This window comes from Paraburkholderia franconis (genome assembly GCF_009362735.1).
Classification (GTDB): domain Bacteria; phylum Pseudomonadota; class Gammaproteobacteria; order Burkholderiales; family Burkholderiaceae; genus Paraburkholderia; species Paraburkholderia franconis.
Genome location: NZ_WHNP01000001.1, coordinates 230457 through 250607, shown reverse-complemented (window position 1 = coordinate 250607; position 20151 = coordinate 230457). Strand labels below are relative to the sequence as shown.

25 protein-coding genes are annotated in these 20151 nt (G+C 64.4%); 10 read left to right on the top strand and 15 right to left on the bottom strand.

Features of this window, described 5'->3' with window-relative positions; genetic code table 11:
* Positions 1-30 precede the first annotated feature (30 nt).
* Positions 31-945 (bottom strand): LysR family transcriptional regulator, encoded by a 915-nt coding sequence (locus GCT13_RS01190; RefSeq protein ID WP_152754942.1) that lies wholly within the window; start codon positions 943-945, stop codon positions 31-33.
* A gap of 179 nt (positions 946-1124) precedes the next feature.
* On the opposite strand from GCT13_RS01190, the gene GCT13_RS01185 reads away from it, so the two are divergent.
* Both GCT13_RS01185 and GCT13_RS01180 read left to right on the top strand, forming a co-directional pair.
* The gene (locus GCT13_RS01185; protein ID WP_152754941.1) at positions 1125-2105 is read left to right on the top strand and encodes a glutathione S-transferase family protein; all 981 of its coding nucleotides are present in this window, start codon (positions 1125-1127) and stop codon (positions 2103-2105) included.
* Positions 2106-2269: 164 nt separating this feature from the next.
* Positions 2270-2554 (top strand): hypothetical protein, encoded by a 285-nt coding sequence (locus tag GCT13_RS01180; RefSeq protein ID WP_152754940.1) that lies wholly within the window; start codon positions 2270-2272, stop codon positions 2552-2554.
* A gap of 16 nt (positions 2555-2570) precedes the next feature.
* Here GCT13_RS01180 and GCT13_RS01175 read toward each other — a convergent pair whose 3' ends face one another.
* The 6 genes from GCT13_RS01175 to pdxR all read right to left on the bottom strand — a co-directional run bounded on the left by GCT13_RS01175 (position 2571) and on the right by pdxR (position 6915).
* On the bottom strand, positions 2571-2894 hold the full coding sequence (locus GCT13_RS01175) for a thioredoxin family protein (protein ID WP_152754939.1): 324 nt from the start codon (positions 2892-2894) through the stop codon (positions 2571-2573).
* A 140-nt stretch (positions 2895-3034) separates the two neighbouring features.
* On the bottom strand, positions 3035-4159 hold the full coding sequence (locus GCT13_RS01170) for a 3-deoxy-7-phosphoheptulonate synthase (protein WP_321574128.1): 1125 nt from the start codon (positions 4157-4159) through the stop codon (positions 3035-3037).
* A gap of 92 nt (positions 4160-4251) precedes the next feature.
* Positions 4252-4392 carry a hypothetical protein gene (locus GCT13_RS01165; RefSeq protein WP_227746690.1) on the bottom strand — a complete coding sequence of 47 codons (141 nt, stop codon included), beginning with the start codon at positions 4390-4392 and terminating at the stop codon, positions 4252-4254.
* A gap of 94 nt (positions 4393-4486) precedes the next feature.
* Entirely contained in the window at positions 4487-5023 is a 537-nt protein-coding gene (locus GCT13_RS01160; protein WP_152754938.1) for an SRPBCC family protein, read from the bottom strand.
* A gap of 29 nt (positions 5024-5052) precedes the next feature.
* Positions 5053-5373 (bottom strand): ArsR/SmtB family transcription factor, encoded by a 321-nt coding sequence (locus GCT13_RS01155; RefSeq protein ID WP_152754937.1) that lies wholly within the window; start codon positions 5371-5373, stop codon positions 5053-5055.
* A 45-nt stretch (positions 5374-5418) separates the two neighbouring features.
* Positions 5419-6915, bottom strand: coding sequence for a MocR-like pyridoxine biosynthesis transcription factor PdxR (pdxR, locus tag GCT13_RS01150; protein ID WP_152754936.1), 1497 nt, complete (start codon positions 6913-6915; stop codon positions 5419-5421).
* 98 nt (positions 6916-7013) lie between these two features.
* On the opposite strand from pdxR, the gene GCT13_RS01145 reads away from it, so the two are divergent.
* Positions 7014-7478, top strand: a complete 465-nt coding sequence (locus GCT13_RS01145; RefSeq protein ID WP_321574127.1) for a GNAT family N-acetyltransferase — start codon at positions 7014-7016, stop codon at positions 7476-7478.
* Here the strand turns inward: GCT13_RS01145 and GCT13_RS01140 are convergent.
* From GCT13_RS01140 to GCT13_RS01130, 3 genes are all read right to left on the bottom strand, one after another.
* A complete protein-coding gene (locus GCT13_RS01140; RefSeq protein ID WP_152754934.1) occupies positions 7475-8056 on the bottom strand; it encodes a DUF3501 family protein in 582 nt (193 codons plus the stop codon). The two genes, GCT13_RS01145 and GCT13_RS01140, sit on opposite strands and share 4 nt — an antisense overlap.
* Positions 8057-8078: 22 nt before the next feature.
* Positions 8079-9416, bottom strand: coding sequence for a heterodisulfide reductase-related iron-sulfur binding cluster (locus tag GCT13_RS01135; protein WP_152754933.1), 1338 nt, complete (start codon positions 9414-9416; stop codon positions 8079-8081).
* A 440-nt stretch (positions 9417-9856) separates the two neighbouring features.
* Positions 9857-10279: a rubrerythrin family protein gene (locus GCT13_RS01130; RefSeq protein WP_090863836.1), complete on the bottom strand. Its 423-nt coding sequence runs from the start codon at positions 10277-10279 to the stop codon at positions 9857-9859.
* A 219-nt stretch (positions 10280-10498) separates the two neighbouring features.
* Here GCT13_RS01130 and GCT13_RS01125 point away from each other — a divergent pair, with 219 nt between their 5' ends.
* The 3 genes from GCT13_RS01125 (at position 10499) to GCT13_RS01115 (ending at position 12133) form a co-directional block, all read left to right on the top strand.
* Positions 10499-10858, top strand: coding sequence for a DUF3564 domain-containing protein (locus tag GCT13_RS01125; RefSeq protein ID WP_087736615.1), 360 nt, complete (start codon positions 10499-10501; stop codon positions 10856-10858).
* A gap of 275 nt (positions 10859-11133) precedes the next feature.
* The gene (locus GCT13_RS01120) at positions 11134-11883 is read left to right on the top strand and encodes a DNA/RNA non-specific endonuclease (protein WP_152754932.1); all 750 of its coding nucleotides are present in this window, start codon (positions 11134-11136) and stop codon (positions 11881-11883) included.
* Complete coding sequence (locus GCT13_RS01115) at positions 11876-12133, top strand: hypothetical protein (protein ID WP_321574126.1); 258 nt, start codon at positions 11876-11878, stop codon at positions 12131-12133. The genes GCT13_RS01120 and GCT13_RS01115 overlap by 8 nt, the downstream gene beginning before the upstream one ends.
* A 48-nt stretch (positions 12134-12181) precedes the next feature.
* Here GCT13_RS01115 and GCT13_RS01110 read toward each other — a convergent pair whose 3' ends face one another.
* Positions 12182-12910 carry a Crp/Fnr family transcriptional regulator gene (locus GCT13_RS01110; RefSeq protein ID WP_152754931.1) on the bottom strand — a complete coding sequence of 243 codons (729 nt, stop codon included), beginning with the start codon at positions 12908-12910 and terminating at the stop codon, positions 12182-12184.
* A 118-nt stretch (positions 12911-13028) separates the two neighbouring features.
* Here GCT13_RS01110 and GCT13_RS01105 point away from each other — a divergent pair, with 118 nt between their 5' ends.
* Positions 13029-13562, top strand: coding sequence for an Mpo1 family 2-hydroxy fatty acid dioxygenase (locus GCT13_RS01105; protein WP_152754930.1), 534 nt, complete (start codon positions 13029-13031; stop codon positions 13560-13562).
* A 62-nt stretch (positions 13563-13624) separates the two neighbouring features.
* On the opposite strand, the gene rarD is transcribed toward GCT13_RS01105, so the two are convergent.
* Positions 13625-14515, bottom strand: coding sequence for an EamA family transporter RarD (rarD, locus tag GCT13_RS01100; RefSeq protein WP_152754929.1), 891 nt, complete (start codon positions 14513-14515; stop codon positions 13625-13627).
* Between the two features lie 519 nt (positions 14516-15034).
* Here rarD and egtD point away from each other — a divergent pair.
* On the top strand, positions 15035-16015 hold the full coding sequence (egtD, locus tag GCT13_RS01095) for an L-histidine N(alpha)-methyltransferase (RefSeq protein WP_152754928.1): 981 nt from the start codon (positions 15035-15037) through the stop codon (positions 16013-16015).
* 82 nt (positions 16016-16097) lie between these two features.
* Here the strand turns inward: egtD and GCT13_RS01090 are convergent, their stop codons facing one another.
* Positions 16098-16394, bottom strand: a complete 297-nt coding sequence (locus GCT13_RS01090) for an acylphosphatase (protein WP_152754927.1) — start codon at positions 16392-16394, stop codon at positions 16098-16100.
* A gap of 195 nt (positions 16395-16589) precedes the next feature.
* On the opposite strand from GCT13_RS01090, the gene hpnA reads away from it, so the two are divergent.
* Together hpnA and GCT13_RS01080 are read left to right on the top strand one after the other, a co-directional pair.
* Entirely contained in the window at positions 16590-17600 is a 1011-nt protein-coding gene (gene hpnA, locus GCT13_RS01085) for a hopanoid-associated sugar epimerase (RefSeq protein ID WP_152754926.1), read from the top strand.
* Positions 17601-17708: 108 nt separating this feature from the next.
* The gene (locus GCT13_RS01080) at positions 17709-18239 is read left to right on the top strand and encodes a hypothetical protein (protein ID WP_152754925.1); all 531 of its coding nucleotides are present in this window, start codon (positions 17709-17711) and stop codon (positions 18237-18239) included.
* 48 nt (positions 18240-18287) lie between these two features.
* On the opposite strand, the gene GCT13_RS01075 is transcribed toward GCT13_RS01080, so the two are convergent.
* Complete coding sequence (locus GCT13_RS01075) at positions 18288-18959, bottom strand: lytic transglycosylase domain-containing protein (RefSeq protein ID WP_152754924.1); 672 nt, start codon at positions 18957-18959, stop codon at positions 18288-18290.
* Complete coding sequence (locus GCT13_RS01070) at positions 18956-20134, bottom strand: glycosyltransferase (protein ID WP_152754923.1); 1179 nt, start codon at positions 20132-20134, stop codon at positions 18956-18958. Before GCT13_RS01070 ends, GCT13_RS01075 begins: the two co-directional genes overlap by 4 nt.
* Between the last annotated feature and the right edge of the window lie 17 nt (positions 20135-20151).

Below are 20151 nucleotides of genomic sequence, written 5' to 3'. Positions count from 1 at the left end.
CGCGCGCATCTTGATGGTTCAAGAGTCGGTTCACGCGAACTGGTCGATGCCTTGCACCAGACGTTTGGCGAGGCGCGGCTCGCGCAACTGATCGAGCCACCATTGCAGCGCGCGGCCTTCCTGGTCGCCGCGCCACCCCACATACAGCACGTTCGGCTCGCGCGGATCTGCGGTTTCTTTTTCGACGAGCTCGCCGCGCTTGAGCAGAGAGGCCACGCGATGACGCGGCAGCCAGCCCGTCCCGAGCCCGTCGCGCTGTGCGAGGATTTTCGCGCGCATGCTGGGCACGGCGAGCGACATCTGTCCGCCGAGCAGCCCATACGCGCGCCCGCTCGCGCGCGACGAATCGGCCACGACGATGGCGCGCTGTTTCGCGATCTGGTCGCGCCGCAGCGGCTCCTTGATGCTTGCGAACGGATGACGCGGCGACACCGCGAACGTCCAGTCCACGACGCCCAGTTCGAACCAGCGCAAGCCGGCAATCGCGGGCGGCTCGTTGGTCGCGCCGACGATCAGGTCGGCGCGGCCGTCGCGCAGCGCCTCCCATGTGCCGCTCAGCTCTTCCGTCGTCACGCGCAGCCTGACGCCCGATTGCAGCGCGTCGAACGCATGGATGACGGGCATCAGCGTTTCGAACTCCATCAGCTCGTCGGTGACGATCCACAGCCGGTCTTCCCAGCCGCTCGCGATCTGCCGCACGCGCTGCGTCATCCGCGACACGTCCTGCATCAGGCGCGCGGCTTCTTCGGCGAGCAGCTGGCCTGCGGGCGTGAGTTGCAGCCGATAGCGGCGGCGATCGAACAGCAATGCGTCGAAGCGTGTTTCGAGCTGACGGGCCGCGTGCGACACCGTCGACGGCGCCTTGCCGAGCCGTGCCGCCGCGCGCGACAGGCTGCCGCTTTCGCGGATCGCTTCGAGCAGTGCAAGCTCGTCGTCGGTCAACATGTTCGATCCCGTCGAATGATTTCATCGGGAAAATCGTACGGCAAAACGCGCGCGGGCGCCGAAAATCATACGATCGAGGAAAAGGGCGAAGCACGCGATCGTCCCGTTTTCCAACACGCCCGATACGCCGTCTACAAACGTAGCAGGCATCGAACGCACAGGATTAAAGGAGCAGCGACATGGGACTGTTAGTCAACGGCCAATGGCAGGACAGGTGGTACGACACGTCCTCGACGGGGGGACGCTTCGTGCGCACGGACGCCGTGTTCCGCAACTGGGTCACGCCCGACGGCGAAGCGGGCCCGAGCGGCAGCGACGGCTTCGAGGCGGAAGCGGGACGCTACCATCTGTACGTGAGCCTCGCGTGCCCGTGGGCGCATCGCACGCTGATCATGCGCGCGCTGAAAGGCCTCGAGGACATGATCAGCGTGTCCGTCGTGCACTGGCTGATGCTCGCCGACGGCTGGACCTTCGACGACGGCCCCGGCGTCGTGCCCGACGCGATCAACCACGCGCCGTATCTGCGCGACGTCTATCTCGCCGCCGACCGTCACTACACGGGCCGCGTGACGGTGCCTATCCTGTGGGACAAGCATCAGCGGACGATCGTAAGCAACGAATCGTCGGAGATCATCCGCATGCTGAATTCGGCATTCGACGAAATCGGTGCGGAGCCGGGCGACTTCTATCCGCCGCCGCTGCGCGCCGAGATCGATGCGATCAACGCGCGGGTCTACGACACGGTGAACAACGGCGTGTACAAGTCCGGCTTCGCGACCACGCAGGGCGCCTATGAAGAAGCCGTCGTGCCCCTCTTCGACACGCTCGACTGGCTCGAACAGAAACTGTCGACGCAGCGCTTTCTGACGGGCAACCGGCTGACGGAAGCAGACATCCGGCTGTTCACGACGCTGATCCGCTTCGATGCCGTGTACTTCGGGCATTTCAAGTGCAACCTGCGGCGCATTGCGGACTACCCGAATCTGTCCGCGTACACGCGCGATATCTATCAGCATCCGGGCGTCGCGGGCACGGTGAACTTCGAGCACATCAAGCGGCATTACTACGAGAGCCATCGCTCGGTGAATCCGACGGGCGTCGTGCCGCGCGGTCCCGTGCAGGATCTCGACGCGCCGCATGATCGCGCGCGGTTTGCGTGAACGGGAGCCCGCGCATCGCGCCGCGTGCAAGCGAGCAAGCGATAAGCCCGAAGCCGGGGCCATTGAGCCGCGAGCAAAAGCGCGGTGTGCGTTGCGCTAGACTGTCCGGACGCGTGCTGGCCATCCGTCGGCCGCGCATCGGCCACACCCGCACGGAGATGCTCATGCTACGCAAGACACGCACTGCTTCCCAGCTTCAGGACGAAGTGAGCCGGCGCATTCATCGCGCGCCGGAAGTCGTCGAGGACGGCGTGAAGATCCGCGTGCCGCGCCCGCAATCGCAGGAACCCGATGCCAGCGGCTGCAACTGGACGATGAAGCACTTCGGCAACGCGATCGGCTTCGAGCGCATCGTCGACGATGCGCTGAAGTCGGTGCAGAAGGAATACAACCTGTCGGAAGAAGCGAAGGACCTGAGCAGCCTGTTCGGCGATCCCCCAAACAGCTGACGCGTTGCCTCCTGGCTCAGGCCACGGCGGCGAACGCGTTCTCGATCTGTTGGGCGTCCGTCGGCCGCACGACGCGCGCCACTTCGACGCCATCGCGCATGAAGACCAGCGTCGGCCAGAGCTTGACCTTGAACGAGCGCCCGAGCGGCCGGCCCGGGCCGTCTTCGACCTTCAGATGGCGCGTGCCCGGATGCGGGCCGAACCCCTCCGCGATCACGGGCTGTGCGCCCTGACAATAGCCGCACCAGTCGGTGCCGAATTCGACGACGGTCACGCCCGCGAGGGCGTCAACATCCGCGCGGCTCGGCGCGGTCTTCGAGTATTGGTTCGCGGTAGTCATAAGCCTCCATGCGACGGACGACCCGGCGTGCCGGCCTTGCATGCCGCAAAGGCCGCGCCACATGCGATCTTGCCCGTTATCGGCCAAACGTGCCGGCAGGCTGACCGGGCTGGCCGGTCCGGAAATGTCGACGCCCGGCGTCAGCTCACGTGCGAGCGCCGCGCGCGCACGGCTTGCGCCAGCGTCTGCAGCACCGGCTCGGTCTGCGCCCAGCTGATGCACGCATCGGTGATCGACACGCCGTGGGCAAGCGGCACGCCCGGCTTCAGATCCTGACGGCCGGCTTCCAGATGGCTCTCGATCATCACGCCGATGATCCGCTTCTCGCCGCCCGACAACTGGTTCGCGAGATCCTGCGCGACTTCGATCTGGCGCTCGTGCGACTTGTTGGAGTTCGCGTGCGAACAGTCGACCATCACCTGTTCGCGCAAGCCGACCTTGCGCAGCGCGGCGCACGCTTCCTCGACGCCCGCCGCGTCGTAGTTCGGCCCTTTCTTGCCGCCGCGCAGGATCACGTGCGCGTCGTCGTTGCCGCGCGTCTCGAAGATCGCGGCCATGCCCATCTTCGTCATGCCCATGAACGCGTGGCTCGCGCGCGCGGCGACGATCGCATCGGCGGCGATCTGCACACCGCCGTCGGTGCCGTTCTTGAATCCGATCGGGCACGACAGCCCCGACGCCAGCTGCCGATGGCTCTGGCTCTCCGTCGTGCGCGCGCCGATTGCGCCCCACGCGATCAGGTCAGCGATGTACTGCGGGCTCAGCAGGTCGAGAAACTCGGTGCCCGTCGGCAGGCCGAGCCCGCTGATTTCGAGCAGCAGCTCGCGCGCGCGACGCAGCCCTTCGTTGATGCGGAAACTGCCGTCCAGACGCGGATCGTTGATATAGCCCTTCCAGCCGACCGTCGTGCGCGGCTTCTCGAAGTAGACGCGCATGACGATCAGCAGATCGTCGCGCAGCGCGTCGGCGGCCGTTTTCAGCTTGTGCGCGTATTCCATCGCCTGGCCGTGGTCATGGATCGAACACGGCCCGACGACGACCACGAGTCGGTCATCGCGGCCATGCAGCACATCGGCGATTTCGACGCGGCTCTTTTCGACGAGCGTCTGCACGCCCGGCGGACACGGCAGTTCGTCGAGCAGCAGCGCGGGCGAAATCAGCGGACGCACTGCGCCGATGCGGGTATCGTCGATGCGCGTGATGTCCTGGGTGGAATCGGCGACGCCGGCTTCCTGGTCATGTGTGGGGTTGTCGATGCGGCTCACAATGTTCTCCGGCTCTGCATTTTGGGGCGACGTCGATTATCGCACTCGCAGCGTCCCGGTCCGCGCGCGCCCGGACCGGACCGGCATGGAGATCACGCACCGTTCATCAACTGGATCAGATAGGGCTTCCACACTTCCGGGTGCGCGAGCGTCTGATGTCCGTACGACTGCGCCGTCTCCGGCATTTCGACGTAGCGCCCCTGCGGCACCTTGCCGATCAGCCGCTGCATCACGCCGAGATCGGTGGCGTTGATCAGGTCGTCGGCGAAATTGACCGCGAAAAGGCGCCCGCGAATCGCCGCCAGATGTGTCGGGGTGCTTCAGGCTTCAGAGCGCGTCGTAACGCGCCTTGATCTGCTCGAACATCTTCCAGAACGACGCGGGCGCGGTGCCGTTGAGCCGCTCGCGCAGCACGTCGAGATGGCTGTGCCAGCCCGGGCCGACATCGAGTTGCTCTTTGCGGCTGGACAGGTTCCGATGCGTGAGCACGAGCTTCACCTGATCGCCCGCCTCCGACAGCTCGAAGATCACTTCGGACAGGTTGTCGTGAATGCTGCCCCACGTGAACGCGAGCACATGAGGCGGCTCGAAGCGCAGCAGCCGGTGATACGAATCGTGCCCGCCCGCGTACTGGCGATACGGTTCGGGCGGCAGTTCCGGCGTCGCGGCCAATAGCGAGTGATCGAAGCGCATCACGAAGTCGCCGCCGGGCTGCGCCGGCATGGCGCCCGACGCGAGCCACTGGCTGCGCTTGTCGGACTCGGTCAGATACGCCCAAACGCGTTCGATCGGTCCGGGCAGCAGCCGTTCGAAGCGCACGACCTGCGTGCCGTCGAAAGCGCCGAGTGGTTCATTCAGATTCATCGCCGCTTGTCCCCCTGTCGACAAGATGCTTACGGTGGATTGCGCAGCAGGTCTTCGAGCACGTCGAGCCGGCTGCTCCAGAAGCGTTCATAGAAGCGCAGCCACGCATCGGCGGCGGCGAGCGGCGCCGGTTCGATCCGGCAGATATGCGAGCGCCCTTCCACGCGGCGCTGGACCAGCCCTGCGCCTTCCAGCACCTTCACATGCTTCGATGCCGCCGCGAACGACATCGCGAACGGCGCGGCCAGCTCGCCGATATTGCGTTCGCCAACGGCAAGCTGCGCGAGCATCGCGCGCCGGGTGGGATCGGACAGCGCGTGGAACACGCTGTCAAGTGCGGACTCGTTCATGAGCCCGAGTATAGACACGGCTTCGGCATTATTCAACCATTTGGTTTAATATCGTTTGCCGACAGTCAACGAGCGGATCGCCGCGCCGAGTTCGGCAACGAGCCGGTCCGCCTTGTCCGGATGCACGCCTGCATAGCCGAGCATGAAGCCGTTGTATCGCGCGGCGTCTTCGCCCTGATGGCAGTACGCGCTCAGCGGCGACACGGCGATGCCCTTCTCGCGCAACGCGATGCTCACGTCGCGGTCCTGCAACGGCGCATCGAGCCGCATCGTCAGATGCATGCCGCTGCCATCGGACGAAACCGTCACGAGATCGCGCATGTGCTGATGAATCGCGCTGACCATCGCCTCGCGCCGCTGCTGGTAGATGCGCCGCATCCTTCGCAGATGGCGCGCGTACTTGCCGCTTTCGATGAAGTCCGCGAGCGCGATCTGATCGGCGATGCGTCCCTGGCGCGACATCTCGCCGATCACGCTGCCGATTTCCGGTGCGAGATTGGCCGGCACGATCATGAAGCCGATACGCAGCGCCGGGAACATCGTCTTGCTGAACGTGCCGAGATAGACGACGGGCGTCGCGGGCCGCAGGCCTTGCACCGACGGCAGCGGCGGGCCGCTGTGGCGCAGCTCGCTGTCGTAGTCGTCCTCGATGATCCAGGCGCCGCGTTCGACGACGTTGTCGATGATCGACCAGCGCCGCTCCAGGCCCAGCACGCTGCCAAGCGGATATTGATGCGATGGCGTGATGTAGACGAGGCGCGGCGGCGTGCGCTGCCAGTGCTCGTCGGTGGGTGCGATGCCGGCGGCGTCGACGGGAATCGGCACGACGTTCAGGCCCGCCGACTGAAACGCGATTCGCGCGCCGTGATAGCCGGGGTTTTCGAGCCACGCGGAATCGCCCGGATCGGCGAGCATGCGCGCGCACAAGTCGAGACTCGTGTGCGTGCCCGACGTGATGAACACCTGATCGGCCGCGCAGCGCACGCTGCGCGACACGCGCACGTATTCGGCAACGGCGCGCCTGAGCGACGGATGACCCGCGTAGTAGCCATAGCCGAGATCGCGCGCATCGACCGAGCGCCACGCGCGTTCCATCGATGCGCGCCATTGCGCGACGGGAAACTCGTCGAGCGCGGGCACGCCCGCCTGAAACGGCGCATGCATGCCCGTCGCGCCGCCCGTGCCACGCGTGCTGCCGCGATCGGGCGGCAGTCCTGCGACGCGCCGCGACAGCCGGCTGACGGGCGCGGCGATGGACGCCTCCGCATTGGCACCAGGAAGCGCGACACAACTGACGATCGACCCGTGGCGGCTCGCGGCGATAAAGCCCTCTTCGGCGAGCCGTTCGTAGGCGTACAGTACCGAGTTGCGCGCGATGCCGAGCTGCTCGGCAAGCGCGCGCGTCGGCACGAGCTGAGTGCCGTGGCGGATGTCGCCATTCAGGATCGCATGACGCAGGCTTTCGTAAAGCAGCATCTGCTGCGTGAGCTTGCGCCCGGCCGCCTCGCTCGCGAAGCTCGACATCAACAGCCCGTAGTCCAATTGCGTGGCTCCAGATTTTGAGTTCGACGTGGAGCTAACAATGGTGCCACAGAAACCCTATGCTTCGACGATACCTGCCGATACAAGGAGCGCTGCCCGTGACGCAAGCTGTGAACATCCGCCCTGTCGTTCCCGCCGATTACGAAGCGTGGCTGCCGTTGTGGGACGGCTATAACCGCTTCTACGGACGCTTCGACGTAACGGCGCTGCCGCTCGACATTACTCGGCTCACGTGGGCGCGCTTTTTCGACGGACTCGAACCGATGCACGCAATGGTCGCCGAGCGCGGCGACGGCACGCTGGTCGGTCTCGTGCATTACCTGTATCACCGCAGCACGTTGATGGCGGGACCGACGTGCTATCTGCACGACCTGTTCACGCTCGATTCGGAGCGCGGCAAAGGCGTGGGGCGCGCGCTGATCGAAGCCGTCTACGCCGCCGCGAAGGCCGCGCACGCCGAGCGCGTGTACTGGCTCACGCACGAGACGAACCGCGCCGCGATGCAGCTCTACGACAAGGTCGCGGACCGGTCGGGCTTCGTCGTCTATCGCAAGCCGCTTTAGGCGAGATCGCTGACGAGCGACGCTCGCACTTCGTCGGGGACCGCCTGCACGTCCACCGGATAGTTCGGATGATCGCAACCGATGTGCAAGCCCGCGCCGTCGCGAAGGCGCGCCTTCATCGACGGCGTCAGCTCGAAGCGCACGAAATGGACGGCTGAAGTCTTTTCGTTGGTCTCGCGTTCGAGGTCTTCATCGGCGATCGCATAGACGGGCTCTTCGCCGTCCACCTTCATGAACACGCGGTCCTCGATGCCGATCAGCCGGGACAGCGCCGCGCGCCGTTCGACTTCGTTCGCATACTCGATCTGCATCGTCGCCTTGAAGTTGCTGCCGTCGGGCACGAGCGGCAGATACACTTCGAGTTCGCCCTGAATGCCGTCCTCGTCGAAGATCTTCTCGATGTGCAGCATCTCCTGGATCTGATAGCGGATCGTCAGTTCGTCTTCGAACAGGAACGTCACGTGATTGCCCAGCCTGACAAGGCGAAGCTTTTTGTGCTCGATGATCTGCTCGCGCATCGTCTTGCGCGCCTTCGCATAGTTTTCGAGCGACAACAGGGAGTTCCTTGCGATGCTCATCGGTATCCTCGCTGATTGAAGATCAAAGGCCGTACGCTTTGCGCAGCAGCGTCAACGGGTGCGCGAGCTGCGTCTTCGGCAAGCCGTTTTCGTCGAAGCCCTGTTCGATGTGATGGCCCGCAAGCTGGCAATCGGACGAGATGAAATCGGGCTGCGCCTGCGCCATCGCCTTGAAGACGGGCGTGCCGATCTTCATCGCCATCGCGTGAAATTCCTTCTTCACGCCGAACGTGCCCGCATGGCCCGAGCAGCGCTCGACGACCGTCACCTGCGTACCCGGCACGAGCGCGAAAGTCTCCGAGGTCTTGCGTCCGATGTTCTGCACACGCGCGTGACACGGCACGTGATACGACACCTTGCCGAGCGGCGTGTTGAAGTCGGTCTTCAGCAGCCCGTCGCGATAACGCGACACGAAGTATTCGAACGGGTCCCAGAACGCCTCGCTGACGGCGCGCACGTCGGGATCGTCGGGGAACATCAGCGGCAGTTCGTGCTTGTACATCAGCACGCAGCTCGGAATTGCGCCGATGATCGCGTAGCCGTCGCGTGCATAACGCGCGAGCACGGGCATGTTCTTCTCTTTCTTCGCCGCGACGCCAGCGAGATTGCCCTGCTCGAGCAACGGCATGCCGCAGCACGCTTCACTCGATACGAGTTCGTACGGAATGTCGTTGTGCGCGAGCACGGCCAGCAGGTCGTGACCGATGCCGGGCTCGTTGAAATTCACATAACAGGTCGAGTAGATCGCCACTTTGCCGGGCGTGCGCTCGCCGTCCTTCACCTGCACCTGCGGCGATTTCCTTGCCCCACTGCGAAATTTGCGCGACGCGAAATCGGGCAGCCAGGCCTTCTTGTCGACGCCGAGCGCCTTTTCCATCAGGCCGCGCGCCGCGCCCGTGTGATTCACCGCGTTGACCGTCTGCGTGACGATGGGAATGCCCGCGAACGTGCCGAGCGCATCCGTGTTCGACAGAAACCTGTCGCGCAACTCAACCTCGCCGCGCTTGTATCTCGCCGCCTTCGCACGCAGCATCAGATGCGGAAAATCGACGTTCCAGCTATGCGGTGGCACATACGGGCATTTCGTCATGTAGCACAGGTCGCACAGATAACACTGGTCGACGACGGCGCCGAATTTCTTCTTGTCGACCTCGTGCGCTTCGCCCATCTCTGTTTCATCGACGAGATCGAACAGCGTCGGGAACGTGCCGCACAACGACACGCAACGGCGGCATCCCGCGCAGATGTCGAACACGCGCGTCAGTTCCTGATCGATCGCATCCTGATCGTAGAAAGCATCCGATTGCCATTCGAGCGGATAGCGGATCGGCGCTTCGAGACTGCCTTCCTTGTGAGGCATCGCGTGCGTCTCCTTTGTCGACGGGAGTTGGCTCTTTAGAGCCTTACGCCCGTCCCATGCAACGCGGTCGACGGGAGTTGGCTCTTCAGAGCCTTACGCCCGTCCCATGCAGCGCGGTCGACGGGAGTTGGCTCTTTAGCGCACTACTCCCGTCCCATGCAGCGCGGTCGACGGGAGTGGCTCTTTAGCGCACTACTCCCGTCCCATGCGTTCGTTCTTCCGCGCGCAATCGATGGATGCGCAACCGCACGCGCGAGATCGCGATCGTCTCGCTTTCTCTTGCTTCATCTCGCGTCGGTTTTGTTGCGCCGCTTCGTGTTGCGCTTCGGCCCGCTATCCTGCCGTCGGATTACGTTAAGCCTGCCGTCCGCCAGCAAGGCGTTAGCACACAGACTGACTGCAATGGAGCGCGCCGGCCACGGATGCCGGCGCCTGCGGCATCAGTCGACCAGTGCGTCCAGTGCCTTCGTATAGCGATTCGCGTGACTGCGCTCGGCTTTGGCGAGCGTTTCGAACCAGTTCGCGATTTCGTCGAAGCCTTCCTCGCGCGCGGTCTTCGCCATGCCCGGATACATGTCGGTGTATTCGTGCGTTTCACCCGCAATCGCCGATTGCAGGTTCTGGCGCGACGAACCGAACGGCAGTCCCGTTGCCGGATCGCCGACGACTTCGAGGTATTCGAGGTGGCCATGCGCGTGGCCTGTTTCGCCTTCGGCTGTCGAGCGGAATAGTGCGGCGACGTCGTTCTGTCCCTCGACGTCCGCCTTCGCTGCAAAGTACAGATAGCGGCGATTAGCCTGCGACTCGCCGGCAAATGCGGCCTTCAGATTCTCTTCAGTTTTCGAACCCTTGAGTTGCGACATCTGAGCCTCCATCCAAAGCCTGTATTGTGGGAGCGCACGTGCTTTTCATGGTCGACCACCGGCCAGACGCGCGCACCTGTGCCGTTCATTTAATCTAGGTGTTCAGCGATGCGTTCCCAATTGGGTTTTTCAATCTTCGCGATAGCTGTTTGTCTTGCATAACGTCCGGCCCGGCATAGACTGAGAAGCGCACCACCTTTTTCACCGGGGGACTGTCTAATGCGGCTGACGATATTGATCAACGGTTCGGACCCCACCGTCAATCACGATTACGCCGTGCTATGGCTCGACACCGACGAGCGTCGCTGGTCGAGAGAGGCACACGATGGGATCGACCTGCCCCCTTGGGGCGAACTTCATGACGAGGACGGCGTCACCAAGCTTTGCGCGCCCAGCGCAGACGCACCCTTATGCACGTTGAACGGCCTGCACGTGGACCGGCGGCAGCAGGTCAGTTCAGCACAAGGCAGCGCGGCGTGGTCGTCCGACCGCACGCGTTCGCCGATGAACGGCTTCTGGCGTCTGCAGGCCGTCGACCGGCTGCCTGTTCACGCCGAGCACAGCGTGTTCGGACGCTGAGTCCGGTTCGGACCGCTTCGCTTTCGACTGATTCCTTTCGCTTCCATTAGTTGAGCCCCGCCCCGCCGTCCCTCGGCGGGCGCGGATTTTCATTCGCTCTGCATTCTTACTCCACTCCTTTCGTCCAAGCGAAATCAGCATAAATTGCCGCTCACTGACGCTGTCGTTACGCTTTTGCCGATTGCGGCGGCGATGCGGTGCAAATCGCATGTAGTCCTTGCCTCGCACATAGCACGCGCGGCTATACTTGCGGCCCCTCATTCGCTTTCACATCCATGAAGAAGTGGTTAGCCAGTCTGCTGATCGTGGCCGCGAGCCATGTATCGGCGGCACCGTCCTGCACGGATTTCACGCCCGACGCCCAATGGCCCGTGCTGACGAACGCAAAGATGACGCCGAAGACGCACATGCTGTGCTATTCGGATTTCGCCGTCCTGCATTCCGGCATCACGCACGGCCCGTTGTGGTCCGCCGAGCATCTGACGCGCGACCATATCGAGGCCGCGAAGGACATGGTCCGCACGAACAGATTCTTCGAGGACTCGCGCCTGCCCGATGGCGAAGGCGCAACGCTCGCCGACTACAAGCGCAGCGGCTTCGATCGCGGCCACATGAGTCCCGCGGGCAACCGCTGGAACGAGGAAGCGATGGCACAATCGTTTTCGCTCGCGAACGTCGTGCCGCAGAATCGTGTCAACAACCAGCACCTGTGGTCGCACATCGAGACGGCCGTGCGCGCGCTGTCGAAGAAGTACGACGACACGTATGTCGTCACGGGGCCGCTTTTCACGGGCTCGCAGTTGCAGACCATCGGGCCGACGCGCGTATTCGTGCCGACGCAACTGTTCAAGGTCGTCTACGTGCCGTCGAAGAAGCTCGCGTTCGCGATCGTCGCGGACAACGTGGCGACCGACCGCTACGACGTGAAGACCGTGCACGAGCTCGAAGCGATGAGCGGAATTCGCTTTCCGGGCATTCCGGAAAAACTCAAGGACCAGCGTCCGGGAGGGCTGAAAGGTGTTTAAAGCGTATTCGAACGACGACGATGTGCTCAACATCCAGGGCGACGCGCTGACGGTGTCGAACGGCACCACGCGCGTCGTCGTGAGCGGCACGCTCGACATCACAAAGGACAAGCGCGGGCTGAAGGCGGCGCTGGCGCTCAAGGAGGCGCTCGACAGCGTCGTTGCCGCGTTGCAGGCGGACGCGCATCTGCCGGAGCAGGTCAAGGAGGAGCCCGACGCGAAGCCGGGCGTGATCGACAACCCGTTCTAGTGCTCGGCGCGGGGCGGTCGGCGCCCGTCAACGCGGCGCGGCAACCGCTCAGCTACGCGCCGCCCCGCTATCCGCCGACGCAGCAAACGCGCTCAGCTTCTGCGCATCGACGATCTCGATCTCCGCATAGCGCAGCGCGAGCGCGCCTTGCGTTTCGAACTGCCGCAAGATCTGATTCGTGGTTTGACGCGACAACGCGAGCATCATCGCGAGATCTTCCTGCGGCAATTTCAGCACGCGCCGCAGCGTGCCCGCGTCGCCATATCCGCCCGCCATCAGCAACAGCCGCCGCGCGACGCGTTGCGCGGCGGGCAGCAGCGCGGCCTCTTCGATCGCGTCGAATGCGAGGCGCAGCTTGTGCGTCAGCAGCAGGCCGAACGGATGCCAGAACGCGGGATTGCGTTCGAGCATCAACGAAAGCGCCGCACGCGGCACATGGAACAGCAGCGTATCGCGCTCCGCATAGGCGTCGTGCGTGCGCGGCTGGCCGTCGAACAGCGCGATCTCGCCGAACCAGTTCACGGGCTCGATCACGGCGAGCAGCGCTTCCTTGCCGGCCGCGTTTGCCGCGCCAATCCGCATCAGGCCGTCGAGCACGCAATAGAAGCCGTCGTCGGCATCGCCGCGACTGAAGAGCCGCTGGCCCGCCGGCGCCCGCCGCGTGCGGCCGAGTTCGAGCAGTTGCATACGCAGCGCATCGGGCGCGCCGCGAAACCACGCGCTGCGTTCGAGCAACGCGACAAACTCGGGCGGGTTCGATGGAGTGTCTGGCGTCATCGGTTCGAAGCGCGGTCCGTCGGTTGGGTCGGTTTGAACAGGCCGGATTGTCGGCTAGCCGAATGTGTCGTGGCCCGCCGACCGCGATTATGATGACTTTCAACGAGGACGGGCATCCATGAGAACGCTCACTGACCAGCTTGTGCAATACGCGGCCTATCACCGTGACCGCCGCAACATCGCGACGCACTTCGTCGGCATTCCGATGATCGTGCTGGCGCTCGCGGTGCTGTTGAGCCGGCCCGCGTGGACGTTTGCAGCGCTGCCGTTCCCGGTGTCGCCGGCGTTGCTGCTGGTCGTGCTGAGCGTGGCCTACTACCTCGCGCTCGACGTGCCGCTCGGCCTGATGATGGCCGTCCTTTACGCGCTGTGCATCGCGTGCGGCACCTGGCTCGCCGCGCAGTCGACGCTTTCATGGCTCGCGTTGGGCGCCGGTCTGTTCGTCGTGGGCTGGATCATTCAGTTCGTGGGACACGCCGCGTATGAGCACCGCAAGCCCGCATTCGTCGATGACCTGATCGGTCTCGTGATCGGGCCGCTGTTCGTGCTCGCCGAAGCGCTTTTTGCGTTCGGATGGCGTCCGGCATTGCGCGACGCAATCGAAGCGAAAGCCGGTCCGACGCGCATCAACGCCGCGCGTGGCCACGCATAAGACCCCAGCGCGGCGACATCGCACGGCCACGGGCGTGGCGCGAACGGTGTAGGTGCAGCGATTCAACCCGGCGCCAGCAGACGCACGCCGTGCAGCCCCGTCAATCCGACGGCGATCCAGATCGGCACATAGGTGCCAAGCTGTTGAGCCGTCATCGTCTCGCCGAGCAGCGTCACCGACACGATCACGAGCAACACGGGCTCCACATAGCCGAGGATGCCGAAGAGCGCCATCGGCAACAGACGGCTCGCCTTCAGATACGACGCGAGCGCGACCGTGCTCAGCGCGCCGAGTCCGGGCAGCAGCAACAGCCACATGTCGATGCGCCCCGATAGCAATGCGAGCGAGCCGCCGTTGAGCGCCATCGCGAGCGCGAACGGCAGCATCAACGACACTTCGAGCGCGAATGCCGTCAGCGAATCGGCGTTGATCTTGCGACGCAGCACGAAATACGGCGGATAACCGAGCGCGACGAGCAGCGTGGGCCACGAGAACGCGCGCGTCACCCATAGCTCGTGCAGCACGCCGAGCGCCGCGCAAGCGACAGCGAGCCACTGCAACGGCTCCAGCCGCTCGTGATAGTAAAAGCGGCCGACGAGGACCATCGTCAACGGCAACAGAAAATAGCCGAGCGACACTTCGAGCATCCGTCCGTGCAGCGGCGCCCACAGAAACACCCACAGCTGCACGCCCAGCAACGCGGCGCTGACGGCCAGCGCGAGCGCCGTGCGCGGCTCGCTGATCGCGCGCTGCACGAGCGCGCGCAGCTGCGGCAGCCGCGAGCGCACAGCGATCAATGCGAAAGCGCCGGGCACGGTCCAGATCACGCGCCACGCGAAGATATCGAGCCCTGTTAGCGGCGTCAGCAGCTTCGCGTACACGGACATCAGCGCAAACAGCATCGATGCCGTCACGGACAACGCGATGCCGCGCCCCGGTTGATATGCGCTCATCGGCCCGTCCACTTCGAAAGGTAACGCTTGCAAAACACGAGGCGGGGCACGATAGCGCGAGTGATGTCGTCCATTGTTTAAGTCTTGTTTTAACTGCGCAGCGCGCGTCTCCGAATGTGGAGCGCGGCCATCGCGTGAAGCGCGCATTCTAGACGGGTTGCACGCGCCACGTCGCGTTTTCTGGCCGAAACGCGTGCGTGCATATTCACGCACGATGGACTATAAAATCTAACTCCATCTCTGCGCTGCGTGACGTCGGCGAATCTTCGGTGGAATGACGGACGCGCTCCTGTTTAGCTCTCACGCCGTTCGTGCGCGGTTCTTGCTTGACTGTACCGTTCAACGCCGCACGCGCGCGGCTTTCAATCTGCTTCACAGGATGTGTGAACGCAGACACGCCCCGGTCATCGAACGCGCTCACGCTACCTCGCATGAACGCAGGCCGGTTCACTCACTCCAACGTATTTGCTTCCCGCAGTCCTCAAGTCATCACTGGAAACGAGCCAACACGGAGCCAACATGACTCAGCCAGCCGTATCGCATCATCTGTCGCACGACGTATCGCCGGAGTTTGCCGCCGCCGTCCGCGCTGGCCTCAGCAAGCAGCCTCAGAAGGAATTGCCGTCGAAGTATCTGTACGATGAAGTGGGATCGGCGCTCTTCGAAGTGATCACCGCGCTGCCCGAATACGGCGTCACGCGCGCCGAAGAATGCCTGCTCGCGCAGCACGCGACCGATATCGTCGCGCAGTTGCCGCACGATGCGATCGTCGCGGAACTGGGCAGCGGCAGCGGCCGCAAGACGCGCCGCATCCTCGAAGCGCTGTGCAAGAAGCGCCCCACCTCTTACTGCCCGATTGAAATTTCGCGCACCGCTTTGCAATTATGTCGCCGCGAACTCGGTGACATCGAACGCATTTCGATCGTCGGCTATGAGCGTGACTATCTCGCGGGGCTTGCCGAAGTGAGCAAGCGCCGCGCCAAGGACGAGCCGCTGCTCGTGCTGTTTCTCGGCAGCACGATCGGCAATTTCGGCCGGCTTGCCGCCACGCGTTTTCTGCGCGACATCCGCAACATGCTCGCGCCCGGCGATGCGCTGCTGCTCGGCACCGACCTCGAAAAGCCGGTGCCCGTGCTGATCGCGGCGTACGACGATCCCATCGGCGTGACGGCCGCATTCAACCTGAATCTGCTTGCGCGGATCAATCGCGAACTGGATGGCAACTTTCCGCTCGACGCGTTCGAGCACGTCGCGCGCTTCAACCCCGACGTGCGCAGCGTCGAAATGCATCTGCGCGCGAAACGGCGCGTGAGCGCGCAGGTGCGCGCGGCGAAGCTGTCGGTCGAACTGGAAGAAGGCGAGACAATCTGGACGGAAAGCAGCCACAAGTACCGTCCGGAAGAACTGCACGCGATCGCCGACGACGCGGGCTTCGAGTGCAGTCATCAATGGATCGAGCGCGACTGGGGATTTGCGGAAAGCCTGCTGGTAGCGCGCTGATTCGTCAGCATGGAAAAAGCGCGCGGTGCCGCGCGCTTTTTTCTGCTTCATTCATTCAAGTGATTCGCGTGCTTCGTACGCGTCAGTGCTGCTCGAAGCGTTCGAAACGCTTGTCGCTGGCGCGCTCTTCGCCTGTCACTTCGGTGACTCGCGCCGCCGGCGGCCCGTGACGCAGCCACGACAGCATCCGGTCGACCTGATTCGCCGGCCCTTGCAGCATCGCTTCGACGGAACCGTCGTCCATGTTCGCCACCCATCCGCGGATACCCAGCGCATGCGCCTGGCGCACGGTCGCGTGACGAAAACCGACGCCCTGCACCATGCCGCGCACGCGCACGTAATACGTTTCGAGCCGCGAATCGAGATCCGTGCCGGACATGCTCTCACCTCCTTATGCGTTTCCATGCGTTCACGCGGGCATTCTAGTCGCGCCGCGTGGGCTTTGCTTACTGACGGGCACGCGAGCACGACGCGCGCCATCGACAGTCCTTCAAGCGCAACACGTACAATCCGACCTCTGCGATACGCCATTTGGGCAGCAGTAGAAAAAACGGCAAAAGGGAAACGGCAGGCAATGACCGATCAGACTCGCGATCTCGTACTCGTCACCGGCGCATCCGGTTTCGTCGGCTCGGCAGTTGCGCGCATCGCGCAGCAAAAGGGCTTCGCGGTGCGCGTGCTCGTGCGTCCGACGAGTCCGCGCCGCAACGTCGAATCGCTCGACGCGGAGATCGCCATCGGCGACATGCGCGACGAGGCGTCGATGCGCGCGGCGCTGCGCGGCGCGCGCTATCTGCTGCACGTCGCGGCAGATTATCGGCTGTGGGCGCCGGACCCGAACGAAATCGAGCGCTCGAATCTGGAAGGCACGGAAGCGACGATGCGCGCCGCGCTGAAGGAAGGCGTCGAGCGCATCGTGTACACGAGCAGCGTCGCGACACTGAAGGTGACGAGCTCGGGCCAGTCGGTCGACGAAACATCGCCGATGACGCCGCAGCAGGCGATCGGCGTGTACAAACGAAGCAAAGTGCTCGCGGAGCGCGCGGTCGAACGGATGATCGCGAACGACGGCCTGCCCGCCGTCATCGTCAATCCGTCGACGCCCATCGGTCCGCGCGACGTGAAGCCAACGCCGACGGGCCGCATCATCGTCGAAGCGGCGCTCGGCAAGATTCCCGCTTTCGTCGATACGGGGCTGAACCTCGTGCACGTCGATGACGTCGCGATGGGCCATTTCCTCGCGCTGGAACGCGGCAAGATCGGCGAGCGCTATATCCTCGGCGGCGAGAATCTGCCGCTGCAACAGATGCTCGCCGATATCGCGGGCATCGTCGGACGCAAGCCGCCGACCATCGCGTTGCCGCGCTGGCCGCTGTATCCGCTCGCGATGGGCGCGGAAGCCGTCGCGAAGTTCACGAAGCGCGAGCCGTTCGTGACCGTCGACGGCCTGAAGATGTCGAAGAACAAGATGTACTTCACGTCCGCGAAAGCGGAGCGCGAGCTCGGCTATCGCGCGCGGCCCTATCGCGAGGGACTGCGCGATGCGCTCGACTGGTTCCGCGATGCGGGTTATCTGAAGACGTGAGGCAGGCGCGGCGATCTGCACGTACGCTTTGTTACAACTCGATGCCGACACGAAGTTTAACGTCGGCGCGCAGAAGGTAAAATCGCCGGTCTTACAAGAGAACTACGCATGAACCTTCACGAACAGATTGGCGCGCTCGAAACGGGCGTCGATCAGCTGATTCAAGCTTTCACCACGTCCCGGCAACAGGTCGAGGCGGCCTCTTCCGCCGTCGAAGCAGCGGCCGCCGCCGTCGAAGCGCCCATCGAAACTGCGGAAACTACGGCGGAAGCACGAGCCGAGCCGCAGGAAGCCGATGATGCGGCGGCTGACGAAAAGCCGACGCTGCATATCGAACGCCCGAGCCAGAACGAAATCACGATGACGATCGGCGGCAAGTCGGTCACGCTGCATCCGTCGCAGGTCGGTCAGCTGGTCGAGGAACTGTCGAACGCGCGCGCGTCGATGGAGCCCGAAGTCCCGCCGAACCTGCCCGCCGGCTGGCGTTTCGTCTCGACGAAGAACCCGGTGATGGCTGTGCAGAAGCAATCGAACGGCGACCGTCTGCTGGTGCTGCGTCATACGGGACATGGCTGGGTGCCGTTCCAGTTCTCGCCGGACATGGTCATCCAGATGTACATGATGCTCACGCAAAAGTGATGCGCATGGCGGCTCGTCGATCCGCGCCCTTCGTTTCGTCGCGCCTGTTCAGTGCGAATGCGGGATCAGTGAATTGAGCAGGCTGGCCGCGCGCTGCGAGACGCTGGGCGTGTCGGCGGCGTCGTCCACAGGGCTCACGTAGACAACGGGCCCGATACACAGCGAGGTCCAGCGCGCATCACAGCCGCCGTCTCGCGACGGCAGCGGCTGGTCCGCGCCCGATGCCGCGGCCGCCTCGGCCTCCAGCACTTCCGCGAACGATTTCACCCGGCCGTTGACCTTCTCCGCATACGCCTGCGACCCGCCGTAGCTCTTCAGCGCGGCATTCAGATCGCCGCCCGCCGATTTCACGTAGCCATACAGAATCGCCGAACCGACTTCGATGTTCGTGTCCGGATCGGTCAGATCCTTCACGTCTTTCAACATCCGCTTGTGCGCGCCGGGCACGACCTGCATCAGCCCCGTCGCGCCGTTGCCGCCCCTGGCCTTTTCCTTGAAGCGCGATTCGATCGAGATGACCGCCAGAATCAGCGCGGGCGGCAGCGCGTACTTTTCAGACGCGGTGCGCACTGCATTCGAGATCTGTTCGGCCTTCTCCTTTGCGAGGCCGAACTTCTGACGCAGATAAGCGGACATGTGGTCGTGACTGGTCTGATCGTCTGCCAGTGCGGCCTGCATCAGGCCCAGCGACAGCACGATCAGGCAGACGCGCCGTCTCATTGATTCGACCCGGCGGGCGCCTGCACGCGCGCCTTCCACTGGCCGCCCTTGCCGCGCCAGTAGCGCACGGCCGAGCCGAACGTCGCGCTGACGTAGAACAGCGCGACGAGCGGCAGGAACGGCGCCCACAGCGGCGAGCGGTTGTAATAGCGCAGCATCGGCGCATACGCGCAGCACATCGCCGCCCACGCGAGCCACGCGGGCCAGCCCTTCGGCCCGAGCACGATGGCGACCACGGGCGGCACGAGATAGATGATCGTCATGCCGAGCAGCGTGCCCGCGAGCAGCCACGCCGAATAGCGCAGCTGCGTGAACGCGGTGCGCGCGATCATGTTCCAGATCTCGCGCCAGCTGTCGTAAGGACGCAGCGACACGCTGCGCGCCGCCACGTCCAGCCGGATCGGGTGACGCCCTTCGCCGCGATGCTTGATGCGCGCAGCAAGGCTGCAATCGTCGATCAGTTCCGCGCGAATCGACTCGATGCCGCCCGCTTCTTCCAGCGCCGTGCGGCGCACCAGCATGCAGCCGCCCGCCGCCCCGGCCGTACGATTGCGCGGATTGTTGACCCACGAGAACGGGTAGAGCTTCGCGAAGAAGAACACGAAGGCGGGAATCAGCGCCTTTTCCCAGAACGAATCGCAGCGCAGGCGGACCATCAGCGAGACGAGATCGCGCTTTTCCGCGTCAGCGCGCAATACGAGTTGCGTGAGCGCGTCGTCGGGATGGCCGATGTCGGCGTCGGTCAGCAGCAGATACTCGGGCACGTAGCCGAGCGCGCGCACGGCCTCGATGCCCTGCGACTGCGCCCATACCTTGCCCGACCAGCCCGCAGGCAGCGGCTTCGCGCCGATCACCGTCAGCCGGTCCGGGCACTTCAGCGCGAGCGCGGCGGCACGGGCGGCGTCGGCGGTGCCGTCGGTGCTGTGGTCGTCGACGACGATCACGTGAAACTCGCCCGGATAGTCCTGCGCGAGCAGCGACGTGACAGCCCGCGCGATCACGTCCGCCTCGTTGCGCGCCGGCACCACGGCGGCGACGCCGGGCCACGTATCGCGCGTGCCGGGCGCGAGCGGCGCAGCGGGATGCGCGCGCCAGAAGCCGCCGCGCGCGAACAGCAGCACACACCAGATCAGGAGCGACAGACACGCTAACAGAAACAGAACCGCCGCAATCATGCATTGCCCTCTTTGGA

Coding starts and splice junctions, on each gene's coding strand:
- GCT13_RS01070 (WP_152754923.1), bottom strand. CDS start 20,134: ATGATTGCGGCGGTTCTGTTTCTGTTAGCGTGTCTGTCGCTCCTGATC.
- GCT13_RS01105 (WP_152754930.1), top strand. CDS start 13,029: ATGAGAACGCTCACTGACCAGCTTGTGCAATACGCGGCCTATCACCGT.
- GCT13_RS01130 (WP_090863836.1), bottom strand. CDS start 10,279: ATGTCGCAACTCAAGGGTTCGAAAACTGAAGAGAATCTGAAGGCCGCA.
- hpnA (WP_152754926.1), top strand. CDS start 16,590: ATGACCGATCAGACTCGCGATCTCGTACTCGTCACCGGCGCATCCGGT.
- GCT13_RS01180 (WP_152754940.1), top strand. CDS start 2,270: ATGCTACGCAAGACACGCACTGCTTCCCAGCTTCAGGACGAAGTGAGC.
- GCT13_RS01090 (WP_152754927.1), bottom strand. CDS start 16,394: ATGTCCGGCACGGATCTCGATTCGCGGCTCGAAACGTATTACGTGCGC.
- GCT13_RS01190 (WP_152754942.1), bottom strand. CDS start 945: ATGTTGACCGACGACGAGCTTGCACTGCTCGAAGCGATCCGCGAAAGC.
- rarD (WP_152754929.1), bottom strand. CDS start 14,515: ATGAGCGCATATCAACCGGGGCGCGGCATCGCGTTGTCCGTGACGGCA.
- GCT13_RS01140 (WP_152754934.1), bottom strand. CDS start 8,056: ATGAGCATCGCAAGGAACTCCCTGTTGTCGCTCGAAAACTATGCGAAG.
- egtD (WP_152754928.1), top strand. CDS start 15,035: ATGACTCAGCCAGCCGTATCGCATCATCTGTCGCACGACGTATCGCCG.
- GCT13_RS01155 (WP_152754937.1), bottom strand. CDS start 5,373: ATGAACGAGTCCGCACTTGACAGCGTGTTCCACGCGCTGTCCGATCCC.
- GCT13_RS01175 (WP_152754939.1), bottom strand. CDS start 2,894: ATGACTACCGCGAACCAATACTCGAAGACCGCGCCGAGCCGCGCGGAT.
- GCT13_RS01075 (WP_152754924.1), bottom strand. CDS start 18,959: ATGAGACGGCGCGTCTGCCTGATCGTGCTGTCGCTGGGCCTGATGCAG.
- GCT13_RS01120 (WP_152754932.1), top strand. CDS start 11,134: ATGAAGAAGTGGTTAGCCAGTCTGCTGATCGTGGCCGCGAGCCATGTA.
- GCT13_RS01160 (WP_152754938.1), bottom strand. CDS start 5,023: ATGAATCTGAATGAACCACTCGGCGCTTTCGACGGCACGCAGGTCGTG.
- GCT13_RS01185 (WP_152754941.1), top strand. CDS start 1,125: ATGGGACTGTTAGTCAACGGCCAATGGCAGGACAGGTGGTACGACACG.
- GCT13_RS01080 (WP_152754925.1), top strand. CDS start 17,709: ATGAACCTTCACGAACAGATTGGCGCGCTCGAAACGGGCGTCGATCAG.
- GCT13_RS01135 (WP_152754933.1), bottom strand. CDS start 9,416: ATGCCTCACAAGGAAGGCAGTCTCGAAGCGCCGATCCGCTATCCGCTC.
- GCT13_RS01125 (WP_087736615.1), top strand. CDS start 10,499: ATGCGGCTGACGATATTGATCAACGGTTCGGACCCCACCGTCAATCAC.
- GCT13_RS01110 (WP_152754931.1), bottom strand. CDS start 12,910: ATGACGCCAGACACTCCATCGAACCCGCCCGAGTTTGTCGCGTTGCTC.